The sequence below is a fragment of the Burkholderia aenigmatica genome (genome assembly GCF_902499175.1).
Lineage (GTDB): Bacteria > Pseudomonadota > Gammaproteobacteria > Burkholderiales > Burkholderiaceae > Burkholderia > Burkholderia aenigmatica.
The window spans coordinates 24,077-40,541 of the sequence record NZ_CABVQC010000051.1 but is presented as its reverse complement, the minus strand read 5'-3'; the positions used below and the strand labels follow the sequence as shown (position 1 = coordinate 40,541).

14 protein-coding genes are annotated in these 16,465 nt (G+C 66.4%); 1 reads left to right on the top strand and 13 read right to left on the bottom strand.

Features of this window, described 5'->3' with window-relative positions:
* Positions 1-14: 14 nt before the first annotated feature.
* From BDO18943_RS29600 to BDO18943_RS29575, 6 genes are all read right to left on the bottom strand, one after another.
* Positions 15-974 (bottom strand): glycosyltransferase family 2 protein, encoded by a 960-nt coding sequence (locus BDO18943_RS29600; protein WP_175025061.1) that lies wholly within the window; start codon positions 972-974, stop codon positions 15-17.
* 64 nt (positions 975-1,038) lie between these two features.
* Complete coding sequence (locus BDO18943_RS29595; protein ID WP_175025060.1) at positions 1,039-3,264, bottom strand: polysaccharide biosynthesis tyrosine autokinase; 2,226 nt, start codon at positions 3,262-3,264, stop codon at positions 1,039-1,041.
* A gap of 50 nt (positions 3,265-3,314) precedes the next feature.
* Positions 3,315-4,493, bottom strand: coding sequence for a polysaccharide biosynthesis/export family protein (locus tag BDO18943_RS29590; RefSeq protein ID WP_043177888.1), 1,179 nt, complete (start codon positions 4,491-4,493; stop codon positions 3,315-3,317).
* On the bottom strand, positions 4,487-4,930 hold the full coding sequence (locus BDO18943_RS29585) for a low molecular weight protein-tyrosine-phosphatase (RefSeq protein WP_043177889.1): 444 nt from the start codon (positions 4,928-4,930) through the stop codon (positions 4,487-4,489). The genes BDO18943_RS29590 and BDO18943_RS29585 overlap by 7 nt, the downstream gene beginning before the upstream one ends.
* Before the next feature lie 30 nt (positions 4,931-4,960).
* Positions 4,961-6,373, bottom strand: a complete 1,413-nt coding sequence (locus tag BDO18943_RS29580; protein WP_089453441.1) for a UDP-glucose dehydrogenase family protein — start codon at positions 6,371-6,373, stop codon at positions 4,961-4,963.
* Positions 6,374-6,446: 73 nt separating this feature from the next.
* Positions 6,447-7,820 (bottom strand): undecaprenyl-phosphate glucose phosphotransferase, encoded by a 1,374-nt coding sequence (locus tag BDO18943_RS29575; protein WP_011355869.1) that lies wholly within the window; start codon positions 7,818-7,820, stop codon positions 6,447-6,449.
* A gap of 428 nt (positions 7,821-8,248) precedes the next feature.
* Between BDO18943_RS29575 and BDO18943_RS29570 the strand changes: the two genes are divergently transcribed.
* Positions 8,249-9,775, top strand: coding sequence for a mannose-1-phosphate guanylyltransferase/mannose-6-phosphate isomerase (locus BDO18943_RS29570; protein ID WP_175025059.1), 1,527 nt, complete (start codon positions 8,249-8,251; stop codon positions 9,773-9,775).
* Positions 9,776-9,901: 126 nt separating this feature from the next.
* Here BDO18943_RS29570 and BDO18943_RS29565 read toward each other — a convergent pair whose 3' ends face one another.
* From BDO18943_RS29565 to BDO18943_RS29535, 7 genes are all read right to left on the bottom strand, one after another.
* Positions 9,902-10,843: a transposase gene (locus BDO18943_RS29565; RefSeq protein WP_175025058.1), complete on the bottom strand. Its 942-nt coding sequence runs from the start codon at positions 10,841-10,843 to the stop codon at positions 9,902-9,904.
* A 732-nt stretch (positions 10,844-11,575) separates the two neighbouring features.
* A complete protein-coding gene (locus tag BDO18943_RS29560; RefSeq protein WP_175025057.1) occupies positions 11,576-12,157 on the bottom strand; it encodes a DUF3501 family protein in 582 nt (193 codons plus the stop codon).
* Between the two features lie 31 nt (positions 12,158-12,188).
* Positions 12,189-13,526 (bottom strand): heterodisulfide reductase-related iron-sulfur binding cluster, encoded by a 1,338-nt coding sequence (locus BDO18943_RS29555; RefSeq protein ID WP_175025056.1) that lies wholly within the window; start codon positions 13,524-13,526, stop codon positions 12,189-12,191.
* A 123-nt stretch (positions 13,527-13,649) separates the two neighbouring features.
* A complete protein-coding gene (locus tag BDO18943_RS29550) occupies positions 13,650-14,072 on the bottom strand; it encodes a rubrerythrin family protein (protein WP_043177896.1) in 423 nt (140 codons plus the stop codon).
* A 222-nt stretch (positions 14,073-14,294) separates the two neighbouring features.
* Positions 14,295-15,563 (bottom strand): RNA polymerase sigma factor, encoded by a 1,269-nt coding sequence (locus BDO18943_RS29545; protein ID WP_175025055.1) that lies wholly within the window; start codon positions 15,561-15,563, stop codon positions 14,295-14,297.
* Complete coding sequence (locus tag BDO18943_RS29540; RefSeq protein WP_175025054.1) at positions 15,560-15,976, bottom strand: VOC family protein; 417 nt, start codon at positions 15,974-15,976, stop codon at positions 15,560-15,562. The genes BDO18943_RS29545 and BDO18943_RS29540 overlap by 4 nt, the downstream gene beginning before the upstream one ends.
* A 42-nt stretch (positions 15,977-16,018) precedes the next feature.
* Entirely contained in the window at positions 16,019-16,438 is a 420-nt protein-coding gene (locus BDO18943_RS29535) for a YciI family protein (RefSeq protein WP_043177899.1), read from the bottom strand.
* Positions 16,439-16,465 lie beyond the last annotated feature (27 nt).

The window sequence follows — 16,465 nt, the reverse complement described above, 5'->3', positions numbered from 1 at the left end:
CGCGCGCAGACCGTTCAAGACGTCACCGGCGGCATCGCCGCACGATGGGGGGCAAGGTTCGCGCGGCGAGCATCGCGCGCGCCGCGGCGCACCGCGCGCCAGTGCTCGCGGATCCGCTCGCGCTTCGCCGTATGCAGCGACAGCAGCACGTGCGCGAGGCCCGGGTAGACGCGCGTACCGACCAGCGTCCACCACCACCACGCGATCTCGCGCCGGATCGGCGACAGATGCTCGCGCAGGATCAGGTGCATGTTGTACGCGCCGTTGCTGATCGCATTCAGCGACGCGGCATCGCGCCGGTCGTCGTCGAAGCGCTCGGCCGGGAAATGATCGACCGCGATTGCCGGGTCGTAGACGAGCTTCCAGCCATCGCGCTGCACGTGCATGCTGAAACCCATGTCGTTGTGCACCTGCGCCCCGGCGCCGCGCAGCCGCGTGTCGAAGCGCAGCCGCTCGATCGCGGCACGGCGATAGCTCATGTTCGCGCCTTTCAGCATGTCGACTTCGCGCGCACCGCCGACGCCGAGATGATGATTGCCGACGATCTTGCCGGACAGCGTGAGCTGGCCGACGAGTTCGCGCGATTCGTCGAGCACGCGGCCCTTCTCGTGCACCCAGTCGCGCCCGCCGACCGCGCCCACGCGCGGATCGGCTTCGAACACTGACTCGACGCGGGCAAGCCAGTCCGGATGCGGCGCCGCGTCGTCGTCGGTGATTGCGACGACGTCGCCGTTCGCCGAGTCGAGCCCCTTGTTCAGTGCGGCGACCTGGCCCGGCACCTCGACCGGCACGATGCGCAGCGGCAGCGCGCCGCCGACCGCCGGATCGGCGAGCCGTTCGTGCGTGGCGTCGTCCTCCGGGCGCGCGACGACGATCACCTCGTCGGGCAGCCGATGCTGCCGCTGCAGCGCCGCCAGGCAGCGCGCGAGGTCGGCGGGACGCCGATAGGTCGGAACGAGCACGGAAATTTTCATCGTTGGTTCTCCTGTCGGCCGGGCGGGCAACGCTCGCTGCCCGCCCGGTTACGTGCGATGCGGATCAGGCGCTCAGGTATTCATGCACGGCCGCATAGCCGCGGCCGTAGCCACGCGCCTTCGGCGGCACGCCGTTGAAGATCCCGCCTTCCAGGTCGACACCCGCGGTGCGCAGGCGCTTGATCGCGTCGGCGATCTCGCCCTCGGTATGCATGCCCGAGCGCAGCACGAGGAACGTCGAGCCGGCCATGCGGCCGATGATGGTCGCGTCGGTCACTGCCAGCACCGGCGGCGAATCGATCAGCACGACGTCGTAGCGCTTGCCGAGCCCTTCGAGGTATTGCGGCAGGCGCGTCGACATCAGCAGCTCCGACGGGTTCGGCGGGCGCGTGCCGGCCGAGATGAACGACAGGCCCTGCACCGGCGTCTCGCGCACGGCATCTTCGAGCGCCGACTGGTCGCTCAGCAGCTCGGACAGGCCCGGCTGCGACGTGAGGCCGAAGTAACGGTCGAGCAGGCCGCGCCGCATGTCCGCGTCGATCAGCAGCACGCGCTTGCCCGAATGGGCGAGCAGCACCGCGAGGTTGACCGTCAGGAAGCTCTTGCCGATGCCGGGCGTCGGGCCCGTCAGCACGATCACGCGGTTCTTCGCGTCCATCATCGCGAACTGCATCGCGGTGCGCAGGCTGCGCAGGCTCTCGACACTGAGATCCTTCGGACGGAGGCTCGCGAGGATCGGCCGCGCACGGCTGCCGCTCTTCTCGGCCTGCGCGTCGAGCTTCACCTGCTCGGCGCTTTGCGGCACCAGCCCGTACAGCGGCAGGTTGAACGCGCGCTCGATGCGGTCCGGATCCTCGATGCCCTGGAACATGTTGCGGCGCAGGAACACGACGCCCGTGCCGAGGATCAGCCCGAGGAACACCGCGGCCGACAGAATCAGCACCTTCTTCGGCTTGACCGGATCGCCCGGACGCAGCGCCGAGTCGACGAGGTGGATGTTGCCGCCCGTGCCGGCCTTCTGCACCGACAGCTCCTGCACGCGGTTCAGCAGCAGCACGTAGATATCCTCGGCAACCTTCGCGTCACGCTGCAGCTGGACGGCCTTCACTTCGGTGGCCGGCAGGCTGCGGAAGCGGTTGCTGAACTTGTCCTTCTCGCCCTGCAGCTCCGCGAGCTGCTGCTTCGCGGCGATCACCATCGGGTGCGAATCGGTGAAGCGCTGCGCGAGCGACGCGAGTTGCAGGCGCTGCGCGGCGATCTGCTGCTCGTACTGCACGCTGCCTTCGAGGTAGACCTTCGCCTCGTCGCTCGCGTTGATCGAGCCCGACGTGCGCTGGTATTGCGTCAGCGCAGCTTCTGCACGTTCGAGGTCGGCCTTCAGGCGCGGCTCCTCGCCTTTCAGGAAGTCGAGCATCTTGGTCGCTTCGGCCTGCTTCGCGACCACGTGCTGGTTCAGGTACGACTGCGCGAGCGCGTTCGCGATCGCGGCGGTCTGGTCCGGGTCCTTGCCTTCGAGCGAGATCTGCACGACGCCCGTCTGCTTGCCCTGCTCGGTCACCTGGATGCCGGTCTGGAAGCCGCTGATCGCGTCGAGATCGTTGTAGCGGACCACCGTGAACTGCGTACCGGGGCGCGCGACGAGCTTCGACACGAGCAGCGTCACACCGCCGCCCTGCGCCGATTCGCCGACATGACCCGACAGCAGCCGCATGCCGTTCTGGTCGACGATCGAATAGGTGCCGTTCGGGCCGGCCGTCAGCGTCAGCTTCTTGCCTTCGAGCGCGGGCACGACGTTGATCGAATCGACGTCGGCGACTTCACCGCCCCAGGCGTACGACTTCAGGCCGAGCCACGGCCGCGCCGGTTCGCCCGGGGTCGCGACGCGCGCGGCGAAGCTGCCGATCACCGGCAGCGTCTTCGGCACGACCGAGAAGTTCAGCTTGAACTGCTCGACCACCGGCGCGACCACGCCGCGGCTCTTGATGATCTCGATTTCCGCATCGGTCGGCGCCTGCTGCGGGCCGCTGTTGATCGACGCGCCCGTCTGCGTCTGCGTGAGCGCCTGCGACGTGTTGTCGTTGCCCTCGACCCGCACGTGCACGTCGGCCTGATAGACCGGCTTCGCGACGAAGCAGTAGAGGCCGGCGAGCGCGACGACCGTCACCGCGATGCCGAGCAGCAGCCAGATGTCGTCCATGATCACCTGGAGCAACTGGCCGAGGACGACGTCCTCTTCCTCGGTTTTCGCGGACAGATCCGCGTAGGAGTGTTTCGCTTGCGTGTTCACCATTCGTTCCCGCTTGAGTGGTGCCGGGGCGGAGGCGCCGCCCCGGCGGGCTATCAGCGCGTGATTTGCCGCATGAAGAAGATCGTCTGGATCGTCGGCAGCACCTGCTGCAGCACACGGTTGAACTGCACCGAGCTGGCCGTGCTGACGTAGACGACGTCGAGCGGCTGAAGCGGGAAGCGGCTCGACAGCATCAGCGCATCCGGCTGCGTCATGTCGAGACGGAACACTTCCGGCTTCGTCGGGTTGTCATGCATCCCGCGCATCACGTAGATCTTGCGCGGGTTCGCATCCGTGTCGAGGATGCCGCCGCCGGACGTCAGCGCATCGGCGAGGGTCAGCTTGCCCTTGAGCATCGGCACCGTGACCGGCGTCTTGACCTCGCCCATGATGAACACGCGGCTGTCGCTGCGGTCCGGCACGTTGATGATGTCACCCGGCTGCAGCATCACGTTCTGCTTCACTTCGCCGCGATCGAGCACGCCGTTCGCGTCGAGCGTGTAGAGCTTGCCGTCGCGCGTCAGGCGCACGCGCTGCAGGTCGGCCTCGTTGGTCGAGCCGCCCGAGCGCGAGATCGCGTCGACGAGCGTCAGCGGCACGTCGCTCACCGCGAGCGGGCCCGGCTGCTTCACCTCGCCCGTCACCTGCACCTTCTGGCTGCGGAACGACAGCACGCGCACGTCGAGCTGCGGATTCTTCACATAGCGCGACAGCGTGGTGGCCATCTGCTCGCGGATCTGCGCGACCGTCTTGCCGGCCACCTTGATGCGGCCGACGAACGGGAAGAAGATCGTGCCGTCGGATGCGACCGTCTGGCCGTACGGATCGGCCTGGCCCGGCAGCGCGGTCGTATACGGCTGCTGCAGCGCGCCGGCGACCGACTGCGTCGTGTTGCCGCCGCTCGAGAACGACTGGCCCTGCGGCGTCGTCAGCTCGGGGTGGTCCCACACGGTGACGCCGAGGATGTCCTGTGGGCCGACGCGGTACACGTACTCCGACGGATCGGTGTAACGTCCGGGCGGCAGCGGATGGTCGACCTGCGCTTTCTGCAGCTGGTCCATCACCACTTTGGCGTCGATGTAATGAACCGGATAGGTTTCGGCCGCTTCCTGCCGGCCTTCGTCCTTCAGGTTCGACGAGTCGAGGTAGTTGCCGGGAGCGGTTGCACAGGCTGACAGGAAAGTCGTCAGCGCGACGGCAAGCGCCACCGGGCGCATCGGGCGTTTCAGCATAGTTTCTGTAGCCATCCTTGAACCAGACGTTCGATCAGTGAGTAGCTCTCGCGGTAATCGGCCTCGGGGCCGCCGTGCGGGTCGGCAATCTCGGCCCCTTCCCACTTGCCGAGCAGGTGGACCTTGCCGCGCGCGAACGGATCGACCGATTCGACGGCCTTGATCTGTCCACGCTCGCTGACGAGAATCAGGTCGGCGTCGCGCACGATCCGGCGCGACAGCCGCCGCGAGCGGTGGGTCGTCGCATCGACGCCCCGCTCGGCGAGCAGCTGACGCATCACCGGATCGATGCCGTCGCCGTCGTTCGCATGCACGCCCGCCGAGTGGAACGTCGGGCGCGGGCCGCCGCGTGACGCGACGTGCGACTTGAACAGCATTTCCGCTGCCGGGCTGCGGCAGACGTTCGCGTGGCAGACGATCAGGATGTTCCGGAACATGGCGTCTCGTAACGAGTGACGGGAAACGGGTTACGCGCTTGCAGGCGCGGTGCCCGGCACACGGGCGGCGACGGCCTGGCGCGAGCCCGGCCGGCCGATCGGGTGGTATTCGATGCCCTGCTCGCTCATCGTCTCCGGCTCGTACAGGTTGCGGCCATCGAAGATCACCGGCGTCTTCCACAGGCGGCCGAGCGCGATGAAGTCGGGGCTCTTGAAGATCTTCCATTCGGTGACGATCACTAGCGCGTCGGCATCGCGGGCGGCCTGCGCCTCGTCGTCGACGAAGGTCAGGCGCTCGAGCCAGCTCGGGTGATCGGCGAGATCGAGCGCGATCACGCGGCGCGCTTCCTGCTGCGCGACCGGGTCGTACGCGGCGATGCGCGCCCCGCGCGACAGCAGCTCGGCGATCAGCTCACGGCTCGGCGCCTCGCGCATGTCGTCGGTGTTCGGCTTGAACGCGAGGCCCCAGATGGCGAACGTGCGGCCGGTCAGGTCCTCGCCGAAGCGCGCGACGATCTTGTCGGCGAGCACGCGCTTTTGCGTCGCATTGACCGACGACACGGCCTTCAGGATCTGCAGGGCCTGCCCGTTCTCGTCAGCCGTGCGGATCAGCGCCTCGACATCCTTCGGGAAGCACGAGCCGCCGTAGCCGCAGCCGGCATACAGGAAGTGATAGCCGATACGCGGATCGGAGCCGATCCCGCGGCGCACCGCCTCGATGTCCGCGCCGAAGCGGTCGGCGAGGTTCGCCAGTTCGTTCATGAACGAAATGCGGGTCGCGAGCATCGCGTTCGCCGCGTATTTCGTGAATTCGGCCGAGCGCACGTCCATGTACAGCGTACGTTCGTGGTTGCGGTTGAACGGTGCGTACAGCTTCTTCATCAGTTCGCGGGCGCGCTCGCCCGGCACGTCGTCGTCGCAGCCGATCACGATGCGATCCGGCCGCGTGAAATCGTCGACCGCCGCGCCCTCCTTCAGGAATTCCGGATTCGACACGACCGAGAACATCTGGTCGGCGCCGCGCTTCGCGAGCTCTTCCGCCACCGCCGCGCGCACGCGCTCGGCCGTGCCGACCGGCACCGTCGACTTGTCGACGATCACCTTGAAACCCGTCATGTGGCGGCCGATGTTGCGCGCCGCCGCGAGCACGTATTGCAGGTCGGCCGAGCCGTCCTCGTCGGGCGGCGTGCCGACCGCGATGAACTGCACGTCGCCGTGCGCGACCGCGGCCTCGATGTCGGTCGAGAAACGCAGGCGGCCGGCCGAGCGGTTGCGCGCGATCACTTCCTTGAGACCCGGCTCGTGGATCGGCACGCCGCCGTTGTTCAGGATGTCGATCTTTGCCTGGTCGACGTCGAGACAGAACACGTCGTGCCCGATGTCGGCGAGACAGGCGCCGGTGACAAGACCTACGTAACCGCTGCCGATGATAGTCAGATTCATGATGTGTCGGACCTCTTGACCAATGATTCGAAATTCGTAAAGCCGGAATGCCTGCGTGGCGCGGCCTCGAGACTCAATAAGCGTTGCTGCCGGTGAAGCCTTTCCAGAGCGTCAGCACGACGATCTTGATGTCGAGCCAGAATGACCAGTTCTGCATGTAGTACAGATCGAGCTTCACGCGTCCCATCATCTTCTCGATCTGGTCGGTCTCGCCGCGAAAGCCGTTGATCTGCGCCCACCCGGTGATGCCCGGCTTGATCCGGTAGCGGAACATGTAGCCCTTGACCAGATCCTTGTAGATGTCGTCGTGCGCGAGCGCATGCGGGCGCGGGCCGACCACCGACATCTCACCCTTCAGCACGTTGATGAACTGCGGCAGCTCGTCGAGGCTCGTGCGGCGCAGGAACCGGCCGACCGGCGTCACGCGCGAATCGTTCTTCTTCGCCTGCGTGACCTGCCCCGCCACTTCCTGGTGCACCTTCATCGAGCGAAACTTGTAGATCTCGAACTCGTGCCCGTCGATGCCCTTGCGCTTCTGGCGAAAGAACACCGGCCCGCGCGACGTCAGCTTGATCAGGCACGCGATCAGCAGCATCACCGGCGCGAGGCCCGTGAGCGCCACCAGCGCGAACGCCCGGTCGAACACGAACTTCGGCAGGATCCGCACGTCGGTGATCGGCGACGCCGCGAGGTTGATCGCCGGCACGCCGAGCACCTCGACCACTTCCTGGTTGAAGAACGACAGCGTGCGCACGTCCGGGATGAAGCGGATATTCACGAAGTCGTGGCGGAACACCGTCACGATCTGGTGAATCCGACGCTCCTCCGTGATCGGCAACGTGAGCCACAGCTCGCTGATCGCGCGGCTGCGCACCAGCCACACCAGCGATTCGAACTGCCGCTCGATGCGCACGTCGTCGAGCGCGACTTCGCCCGGCGCTTCGCTTTCGTCGTACACGCACACCGGATTGAAACCGGCTTCCGGCCGCGCCCGCATCTGCGCGATCAGCCGCCGCGCCGCCGGCGTACCGCCGACGATCGCGACCGCCTTCAGGTTGTAGCCGCCGCGACGCAGTTGCCGCAGCACGACGTGCACGCAGGCCTTCGAACCGACGAGCAGCGCCATCGTCACGAGCGCCCAGTAACCCAGCCACAGCCGCGACAGGTCGCCCGACTGATGAAAGCTGAAGCTCAACAGGATGCCCGCGAGCTCGACCACGAGCCACGCGAACGCAACCCGCCCCACCAGCCCGACGAGACGCTTGCCGCGCCACGACTGGTAGATGCCGAAGGCGGGAAAGCACACAACGACGAGCAGGCAATCGAACAGCATCATCGTGCGCTGCAGGTCGTTGAGCCAGATGCTGCCACCGTGCAGCGTGGCGGCGATCAACGCCCCCATCACGACCATCGCGATATCGATGACTCTCGCCAGCACGCTCAACATGTCTGCTTCCTCTTTGAACAGGCGTTTGCCGAACAGCTCCTTGTGCGACCCGTGCCGCACATTCGATTCAAACGTTGCATGACGCTATTGAAGCGGTAAGAAAATTCCTCCTCAAGCGCACAAGTATTTCGAAAAATAATCGGAAATTCTTGCCGCGAAGTTTTTGAATTAAATCGGCAGGTTTTCCCGAAACGCTCAGGAATCGGGAATTTTTCGGAACCTTTACGATTTCCGTGCACCCTTTGCGGGCGGTCAAGACCAGCCGATTCCCCGATTTATTTTTTATTTTTTTATTTGCATCGGATGCTAGCGAGGAAAATTCTTCCTGATGAATGCCTGGCGAATATCAAACAATGGACCCGGTTTTATTGTCGATTTACTTCGTGCTACAAAGATAGGCACTGACTTCAACCGTGGAGAGTGTCCTCATGAATGCTCCGGCCGTGGCTGCCGAAACGCGCCATTCTTCTTCCACCGCCCCCGCCGCCGGCACGCGCGTCGCCGTGCAACCGGTGATTCTCGCCGGCGGTTCCGGCACGCGCCTGTGGCCGATGTCGCGCGAACGTTTTCCGAAACAGCTGATCGGCCTGCTCGGCGAACATTCGTTGCTGCAGTCGACCGCGCTGCGCCTCGACGGCCTGACGGGCGCCTATCCGCTGAACGACGACGTGCTGATCGTATGCGGCGAGGATCACCGCTTCACGACCGCCGAACAGCTGCGCCTGACCGGCAAATCCGCATCGATCATGCTCGAGCCGATCGGCCGCGACACCGCGCCCGCGCTGACGCTCGCCGCCCTGCGGCTCGTCGCCAGCGGCAACGATGCGGTGATGACCGTGATGCCGGCCGACCATGCGGTCGCCGACCTGCCGCGCTTCCACGCGGCTGTCGCAGCCGGCGTGCACTGCGCGATGCAAGGCAAGATCGCCACGATGGGCATCGTCCCCAAGCACGCGGAAACCGGCTACGGCTACATCCGCGTTGGCGCGCCGCTCGGCGATGCCGGGACGGGCAGCCTCGACGTTCGCCGCCTCGACCGTTTCGTCGAGAAGCCGCATCTCGAACTCGCTCAGCAGTACGTCGCATCGGGCGAATACTGGTGGAACAGCGGGATCTTCATCGTTCGCGCATCGGTCTGGCTGAAAGCGATCCGCCAGCTGGAACCCGCGATCTACGCAGCCTGCGAACAGGCGGTCGCCCAGGGCAAGGCCGATGGCGATTTCTTCCGCGTCGATCGCGACGCATTCGCCGCGTCGCCGTCGAACTCGATCGACTACGCGGTGATGGAGCCGCTCGCGACCCTGCCGCAGCTGTGCGAGAGCGTCGTCGTGCCGCTCGACGCGGGCTGGTCGGACGTCGGCTCGTGGGACGCGATCTGGCAGATCTCGCCGAAGGACGAAGCCGGGAACGTCGGCCGCGGGCACGTGCTGCTCGAAGGCGCGGAATCGACGTTCGCGCATTCGGAAAGCCGGCTCGTCGCCTGCGTCGGCACGCAGAACCTCGTCGTCGTCGAAACGCCCGACGCCGTGCTCGTCGCGGACAAGTCGCGCGTGCAGGACGTGAAGAAAATCGTCGGGCAAATCAAGGCGCAACGCGGCGCGGAAGCCGCCGATCACCGCAAGGTCCATCGCCCGTGGGGCCACTACGACTCGGTCGACATGGGCGAGCGCTTCCAGGTGAAACGCATCGTCGTGAAGCCGGGCGCGCGACTGTCGCTGCAGATGCACCACCACCGCGCCGAACACTGGATCGTCGTGCGCGGCACCGCGCGCATCACGCGCGGCGACGAAACGTTCCTGCTGTCGGAAAACGAATCGACGTACATCCCGCTCGGCGTGTCGCACCGCCTGGAGAACCCGGGCAAGATGCCGCTCGAGCTGATCGAGGTGCAGTCGGGCGCGTATCTCGGCGAGGACGACATCGTCCGCTTCGACGATACCTACGGCCGGCAGTAACAACACGCGGTACGCCCGGGGCGCCGCTACGACAGCGGCGCCCCGGGCAAGGCAGACATGGAAAGACGGGATTTCCGCGCGGGCGTCGTGGCACACGACGGCCCGCGCGTTGCATCGGGACGGCGATCAGCCTACGCGGTACACGTATTCGCGACGCTCCGACTGCACCGGATCGTTGCGGCTTTCGGACAGCGCGCCCGCATGACGCTCGGCGATGAAGCGCTTGATGTCCGACTCCGCACGCGCAAGCGCGGACAGGCCGGCCAGCACCTCGCCTTGCGGCTCGCGCACCGGTTCGTCGCTCGCGCCATGGCGATCGATCCACTGGCGCGCCCAGTCGAGCGCGAACTGCTCGGCTTCCTCGGCATCGGTGAAGCGCGGGCCGATGAGGCCCGAGCGCTCGACGCGCCGGTCGTCCCGCGTAATCTCGGCCCACGCGCGATACATCAGGTTCTGCACGGGCTGCGCGATACCGCAGATCGTATAGCCGCGATATTCGTCGACTTGCGGTTCGGCCGCGGCGAAGCTCGCCGACGACGCATGCGCATGGCGCAACTCCGTCGACGGCGCACCCGGCACCGTGAACGACACCGCCGACGGATCGACCACTTCGTCGACCGGCATCGCGCTCAGCGACGCGCCCTCGCCATCCCAAACGTTTGCCTGCGCGACCGGCAATTGCCACGATTCGGGGTTTTGCCAGAACACGCCGCGCAAACGGTCGTTGTCGGGCACGGGCTCGGCACGACGCGCGGCCACGACCGGCACCGGCGGCGGCGGGATATACGCGAACGTGCGCCCGCTGAACTGGGTCAGCACGTCGATCATCTGCAGCAGCGTGCCGGACGCGAGCCACTCTTCGTAGCGGCGACGGCACGTCGGCCCGGACGGATAACGACCGGGCAGCTTCGACCAGGCTTCACCGGTCGTCAGGATCCAGAGCACCGCATTGGCAACGACGCGCGGTTCGGCACGTGGACGCCCACGACGGTTCAGCCGGATGGGTTCATCGGCGATCAGCGTTGAAAGACGAAACCACTCTTCATCGTTAAGCTCATCGAAGAACATAGTAGATCTCTCCACGCAGCCAGGCCGGGGCTGCGATTGGCGGCGCCGTCGCGACACATCGCGTCGCGGGGCGGCCAGGTTGCACATTATGGTTATCCGGGGTTGTGCATGCCGGTGCGGCACCGCACTTTCACGGTGCCGCGATTCCCGGCTATGACGCACAAATCACGGTCTCACTCCAATGTGGGAATTTTTGTGCACGAAGCATACCATCCCTAGGGTTAATCTCAATATGACAATGACTTAATGTTACGCACTGAAACAACCAGCCATGGATGCGTAATGTATTTACGCATGAATTTTTTTGCGAGATCTTTATGCCCGTCGCTGGAAAGCCCCGTCTGGCGGGGCTCAGCAGCGTATGAAGAATAGCTTTTTATGTGCATTTTCGGGCCGCTCCGACCCCTGCCGGCAACAATCCGGTGCATTGCTTCCCGACATCGGTAAATCAGGGAAAAAAGCGTAACAAGATATTCACGAATCGGTAAATCATTCAAATGATGCCGATTTTAATTATCTCCGTGCACAATCTTTTTATTGTTTCTCTGCGGGTGATGAAAGCACGGTGACGCACGATGCACGCTTTTCGCTACATGCAAACTCGTGACGTCTGTTACATCTTGGCGGCGGCAGGCGCACGACAGCGCCGCATCGTCTGCGGAAATCCTGTTTCGGGTCGGAACGGAAAAACGGAAACGGTGCGCAGGCCGTGCCGAATGCGCAGCGGACGCGTCAGCGCAAATCGCCGGCCAGCGATGCGGTCACGTCCGCGTCCACCCGCTGCGCCGGCATCGTGTAGGCCGGGTGATCGCAGCCGATCGACAGCGCCGCCCCGCCCTTGAGCGCCGCACGCATCGGCGCGCCGAACTCGAAGCGCACGAAGTGCACGGCCGACGTCTTCTCGGCGTTGTCGCGCTCGAGATCCTCGTCGGCGATCGCGTAGACGCTCGGGTACCCGTCGACCTGCAGGTACACGCGATCCTCGACGCCGATCAGCCGCGCGAGCGCCGCGCGCCGTTCGATCTCGTGCTCGTACTCGATCTGCAGCGTCGCCTTCAGGTTCGTGCCGTCTGGCACGAGCGGCAGATACGCTTCCAGCTCCCCTTCGATGCCCGCCTGGTCGAAGATCTTCTCGATGTGCAGCATCTCCTGGATCTGGTAGCGGATCGTCGTCTCGTCCTCGAACAGGAAGCGCAGGTGATTGCCGAGCGCAACCGCGCGGCGGCGCTTGTACGCGACGAGCCGCGCGTGTTCGGTCTTGCGGATCTTCGCGTACGCTTCGAGCGTCAGCAGGGAGTCGCGGGTCAACGTCATGGGAGGTCCTCGTGGGTCGGCCGGCGGCGGCTCAGATGCCGTACGCGCGGCGCAGCAGCGTGAGCGGATGCGCGAGCGGCGCGGACGGCAGCCCCTTGTCGTCGATGCCCTGCACGATGTGATGGCCGGCCAGCGCGCAGTCCGACGACACGAAATCCGGCTGCGGCTCGGCCATCGCCTTGAACACGGGCCCGCCGATCCGCATCGCGTCCGCATGGAATTCCTTCTTCACGCCGAAGGTGCCCGCATGGCCCGAGCAGCGCTCGACGACATTCACGCGCGTATCGGGCACGAGCGACAGCGCGTCGGCCGTCTTGCGGCCGATGTTCTGCACGCGCGCGTGGCATGGCACGTGATACGACACGGTGCCGAGGCCCGTCTTGAAATCGGTCTTCAGCAGTCCGTCGCGATGGCGCGCTATCACGTACTCGAACGGATCCCAGAATGCGTCGGCCACCGCGCGCACGGCTTCGTCGCCGGGGAACATCAGCGGCAGCTCGCTCTTGTACATCAGCACGCAGCTCGGGATCGCGCCGATCAGCGCATAGCCTTCGCGCGCATAGCGTTCGAGCACGGGCAGGTTCACGTCCTTCTTCGCAGCCACGCCGGCGAGGTTGCCCTGCTCGAGCAGCGGCATCCCGCAGCAGGCTTCGCGCGTGACGAGTTCGTACGGGATCTCGTTGTGCGCGAGGATCGCGAGCAGGTCGTGGCCGATGCCCGGCTCGTTGAAATTCACGTAGCACGTCGCGTAGATCGCGACCTTGCCGGGCGTGCGTTCGCCGTCGCGCACGGGCAGGCCGTCCGAGGGCTTCGCCGTGCGCCGGAACTTGCGCGGCGCGAATTCCGGCAGCCATGCATCGCGATCGACGCCGAGCGTCGCTTCGAGCGCATGGCGCGCGGGCGGCGTGCGGTTCACCGCGTTCACCGCCTGCGTGACGATCGGAATGCCGGCGAGGTGGCCGAGCGCGTCGGTGTTCGACAGCACCTTGTCGCGCAGCGTCGCTTCGCCGCGCTTGTAGCGCGCGGCCTTGCCGCGCAGCATCAGGTGCGGGAAGTCGACGTTCCACGCGTGCGGCGGCACGTACGGACATTTCGTCATGTAGCAGAGGTCGCACAGGTAGCACTGGTCGACGACCTTGCCGAACGCGTCCTTCGGCACTTCCTCGATATCGCCCATCGGCGTGTCGTCGACCAGATCGAACAGCGTCGGAAACGCGCCGCATAACGACACGCAGCGCCGGCATCCGGCACAGATGTCGAACACGCGCGTCATTTCCGCATCGATCGCGGCCTGGTCGTAGAACGCTTCGGACTGCCAGTCGAGCGGATGCCGGGTCGGGGCTTCGAGACTGCCTTCCTTGTGGGGCATGGGGCGCTCCATCCAGCGTGGCGCGCATGCGCGCCAGCGCCGCCCGCTCGATGCGGGCAGCGATGAACGAACAGCCGGCCGCTTGCCGATCGCACCGCCTGCCGTGCGACCCGCGGCGGCCCGTCAGTCGACGAGACTGTCCAGCGCCTTCGTATAGCGGTTCGCGTGGCTGCGTTCAGCCTTCGCGAGCGTCTCGAACCAGTTCGCGATTTCGTCGAAGCCTTCGTCGCGCGCCGCCTTCGCCATGCCCGGATACATGTCGGTGTATTCGTGCGTTTCGCCGGCGATCGCCGATTCGAGATTCTGCCGCGACGAACCGAACGGCAAGCCCGTGGCCGGATCGCCGACGGCTTCCAGGTATTCGAGGTGGCCGTGCGCATGGCCGGTTTCGCCTTCGGCGGTCGAGCGGAACAGCGCGGCGATGTCGTTCTGGCCTTCGACGTCAGCCTTCGAAGCAAAATACAGATAGCGCCGGTTCGCCTGCGATTCGCCCGCGAATGCGGCCTTCAGGTTCTCTTCGGTTTTGCTGCCCTTGAGTTGAGCCATTTGCGCCTCCGTTCGAGTCGGCGCGGCCGCATGCGAAGCCGGGCCGATCAGGTATGTGGGGAACGATGCGTGTGCCGGGGCGCGCATCGTGCTCTTCAATCTAGGCGTTCGTGTTCGCATCCCCCAATAGGCTTTTTCAATCCGGGCGATAGTGCTTGGCGGGGCGCGGCGCACGGGGCGCGGCGTTCGCGTGTGCCGCGTGTGCCGCGTGTGCCGCGTGGGTCACGCGTCCGTCGCGCGCCTGAGCAGCAATTCGCGTTCGCGCTCGTTGCGCGTCAGTTCCGCCGCGCGGCGGAATTCGGCCTTGGCCTCGTCGGCGCGGCCCAGCTTCGCCAGCAGGTCGCCGCGCACGCTCGGCAGCCAGTGATAGCGCGCGAGCGCGGGATCGTCGCGCAGCACGTCGACGAGTTCGAGCGCCGCAGCGGGCCCGAACGCCATGCCGACGGCCACCGCGCGATTCAGCTCGACCACGGGCGACGGTGCGACTTCGGCGAGCGCGTCATACAGCGCGACGATCTGCGCCCAGTCCGTATCCGACGCCTGCCGCGCGCGTGCATGGCAGGCGGCCAGCGCGGCCTGCAGCGCGTACGGCCCGCGTACACCGCCGAGCTTCGTCGCGCGTTCGAGCGCCGCGAGGCCGCGCCGGATCAGCAGCGGATCCCAGCGGCTGCGATCCTGGTCGAGCAGCAGCACGGGCCGGCCCTGCGCGTCGGTGCGCGCGTGCATGCGCGACGCCTGCAGTTCCATCAGCGCGACGAGCCCGAGCACCTCGCTCTCGTCCGGCGCCAGCCCGGCCAGCACGCGGCCGAGCCGCAACGCCTCGTCGCACAGCGCCGGGCGTGTCCAGTCGTCGCCCGAGGTCGCCGCATGGCCTTCGTTGAACACGAGATAGATCACTTCGAGCACCGACGCGAGCCGCGCGGGCCGCGCATCGGCGGCCGGCACCTCGAACGGCACGTGTGCCGCCGCGAGCGTGCGCTTGGCGCGCACGATCCGCTGCGCGATCGTCGGCTCGGGCGTCAGGAACGCGCGAGCGATCTCGCCCGTCGTCAGCCCGCCGAGCAGCCGCAGCGTCAGCGCGACGCGCGAATCGGTCGACAGCACCGGGTGGCACGACGTGAAGATCAGCCGCAGCAGATCGTCGCCGATGTCGTCGTCGCTCGCGTCGGCGAGCGCCTCGGCGATGTCGGGGACGACATGCGCTTCAAGCGCGTCCATCTCGTGGCCGAGCTGGTCGCGCTTGGCCGCATGGAGCGACTCCTGCCGGACACGATCGAGTGCGCGACGCTTCACGGCCGTCATCAGCCAGGCGGCCGGGTTGTCGGGCACGCCGTCGACGGGCCAGTGCTCGAGCGCCGCGACGAGCGTGTCCTGCGCCAGCTCCTCCGCCACGCCGACGTCGCGCACCACGCGCGCGGCGCGCGCGATGATCTTGGGCGCCTCGATCCGCCAGACCGCTTCGATCGCACGGTGAGTCGCCTCACGCGTCACGACGCCTGCCCCTGGGCGGACGCATCCAGCGGCATGGCCATCAGCTCCCATGCATGGCCGTCCGGATCGTCGAACCCGTGACCGTACATGTTCGGGTACTCGCGCGGCGCTTGCGGTGCGGACCCGCCGGCCGCCAGCGCCTTCGCGACGATCGCGTCGACCTCGGCGCGGCTTTCGCACGACAGGCACGACAATACCTGCACCTGCGTCGCCGGATCGATGATGGTCTTGCCGGTAAACGTCTGGAAGAACGGCCGCACGAGCAGCATCGCGAAAATCGTGTCGCTGATCTTGATGCAGGCGGCCTGGTCGTTGGTATAGGCCGGCACGACCTCGAAGCCGAGCGCCTCGTAGAACGCCTTCGAACGCGGCAGGTCGGCCACGGGCAGGTTGATGAAGACCATCTTGTGCATGTCGGGTACTCCCGGTGAGGTTGGATTCAGGTGGGCAATCAATCAGGCGCCGGTGCGGCCGACGTGGAGTTCGCGGAACCGCTCGACCGCGTCGCTCGGCGTGAGGTCGTCAAGCTCGAACAGCGGCCGCACCTCGATCTCGCAATCCATCTCGGCGCCGAACGGCGCGGGAAACCGGCGTGTCCATTCGAGCGCTTCTTCGCGCGAGCGCACCTGGATCAGCGTATAGCCGGCGATCAGTTCCTTCGTTTCGGCGAACGGGCCGTCGACCACCGTGCCCTTGCCGCCCGTGTAGCGCACGCGCCAGCCGCTCGCGCTCGGCCGCAGCCCGTTTGCGTCGAGCAGCACGCCGGCCCTGGCCAGTTCCTCGTGATAGACGGTCATGGCCTCGACCAGCCGGTTGTCGGGCAACGCGTCAGACTCGCTGACGGCGTTCGCCCGGATCATGATCATGAATCGCATCGTTTACTCCTTGTCATCGGTGGAAGG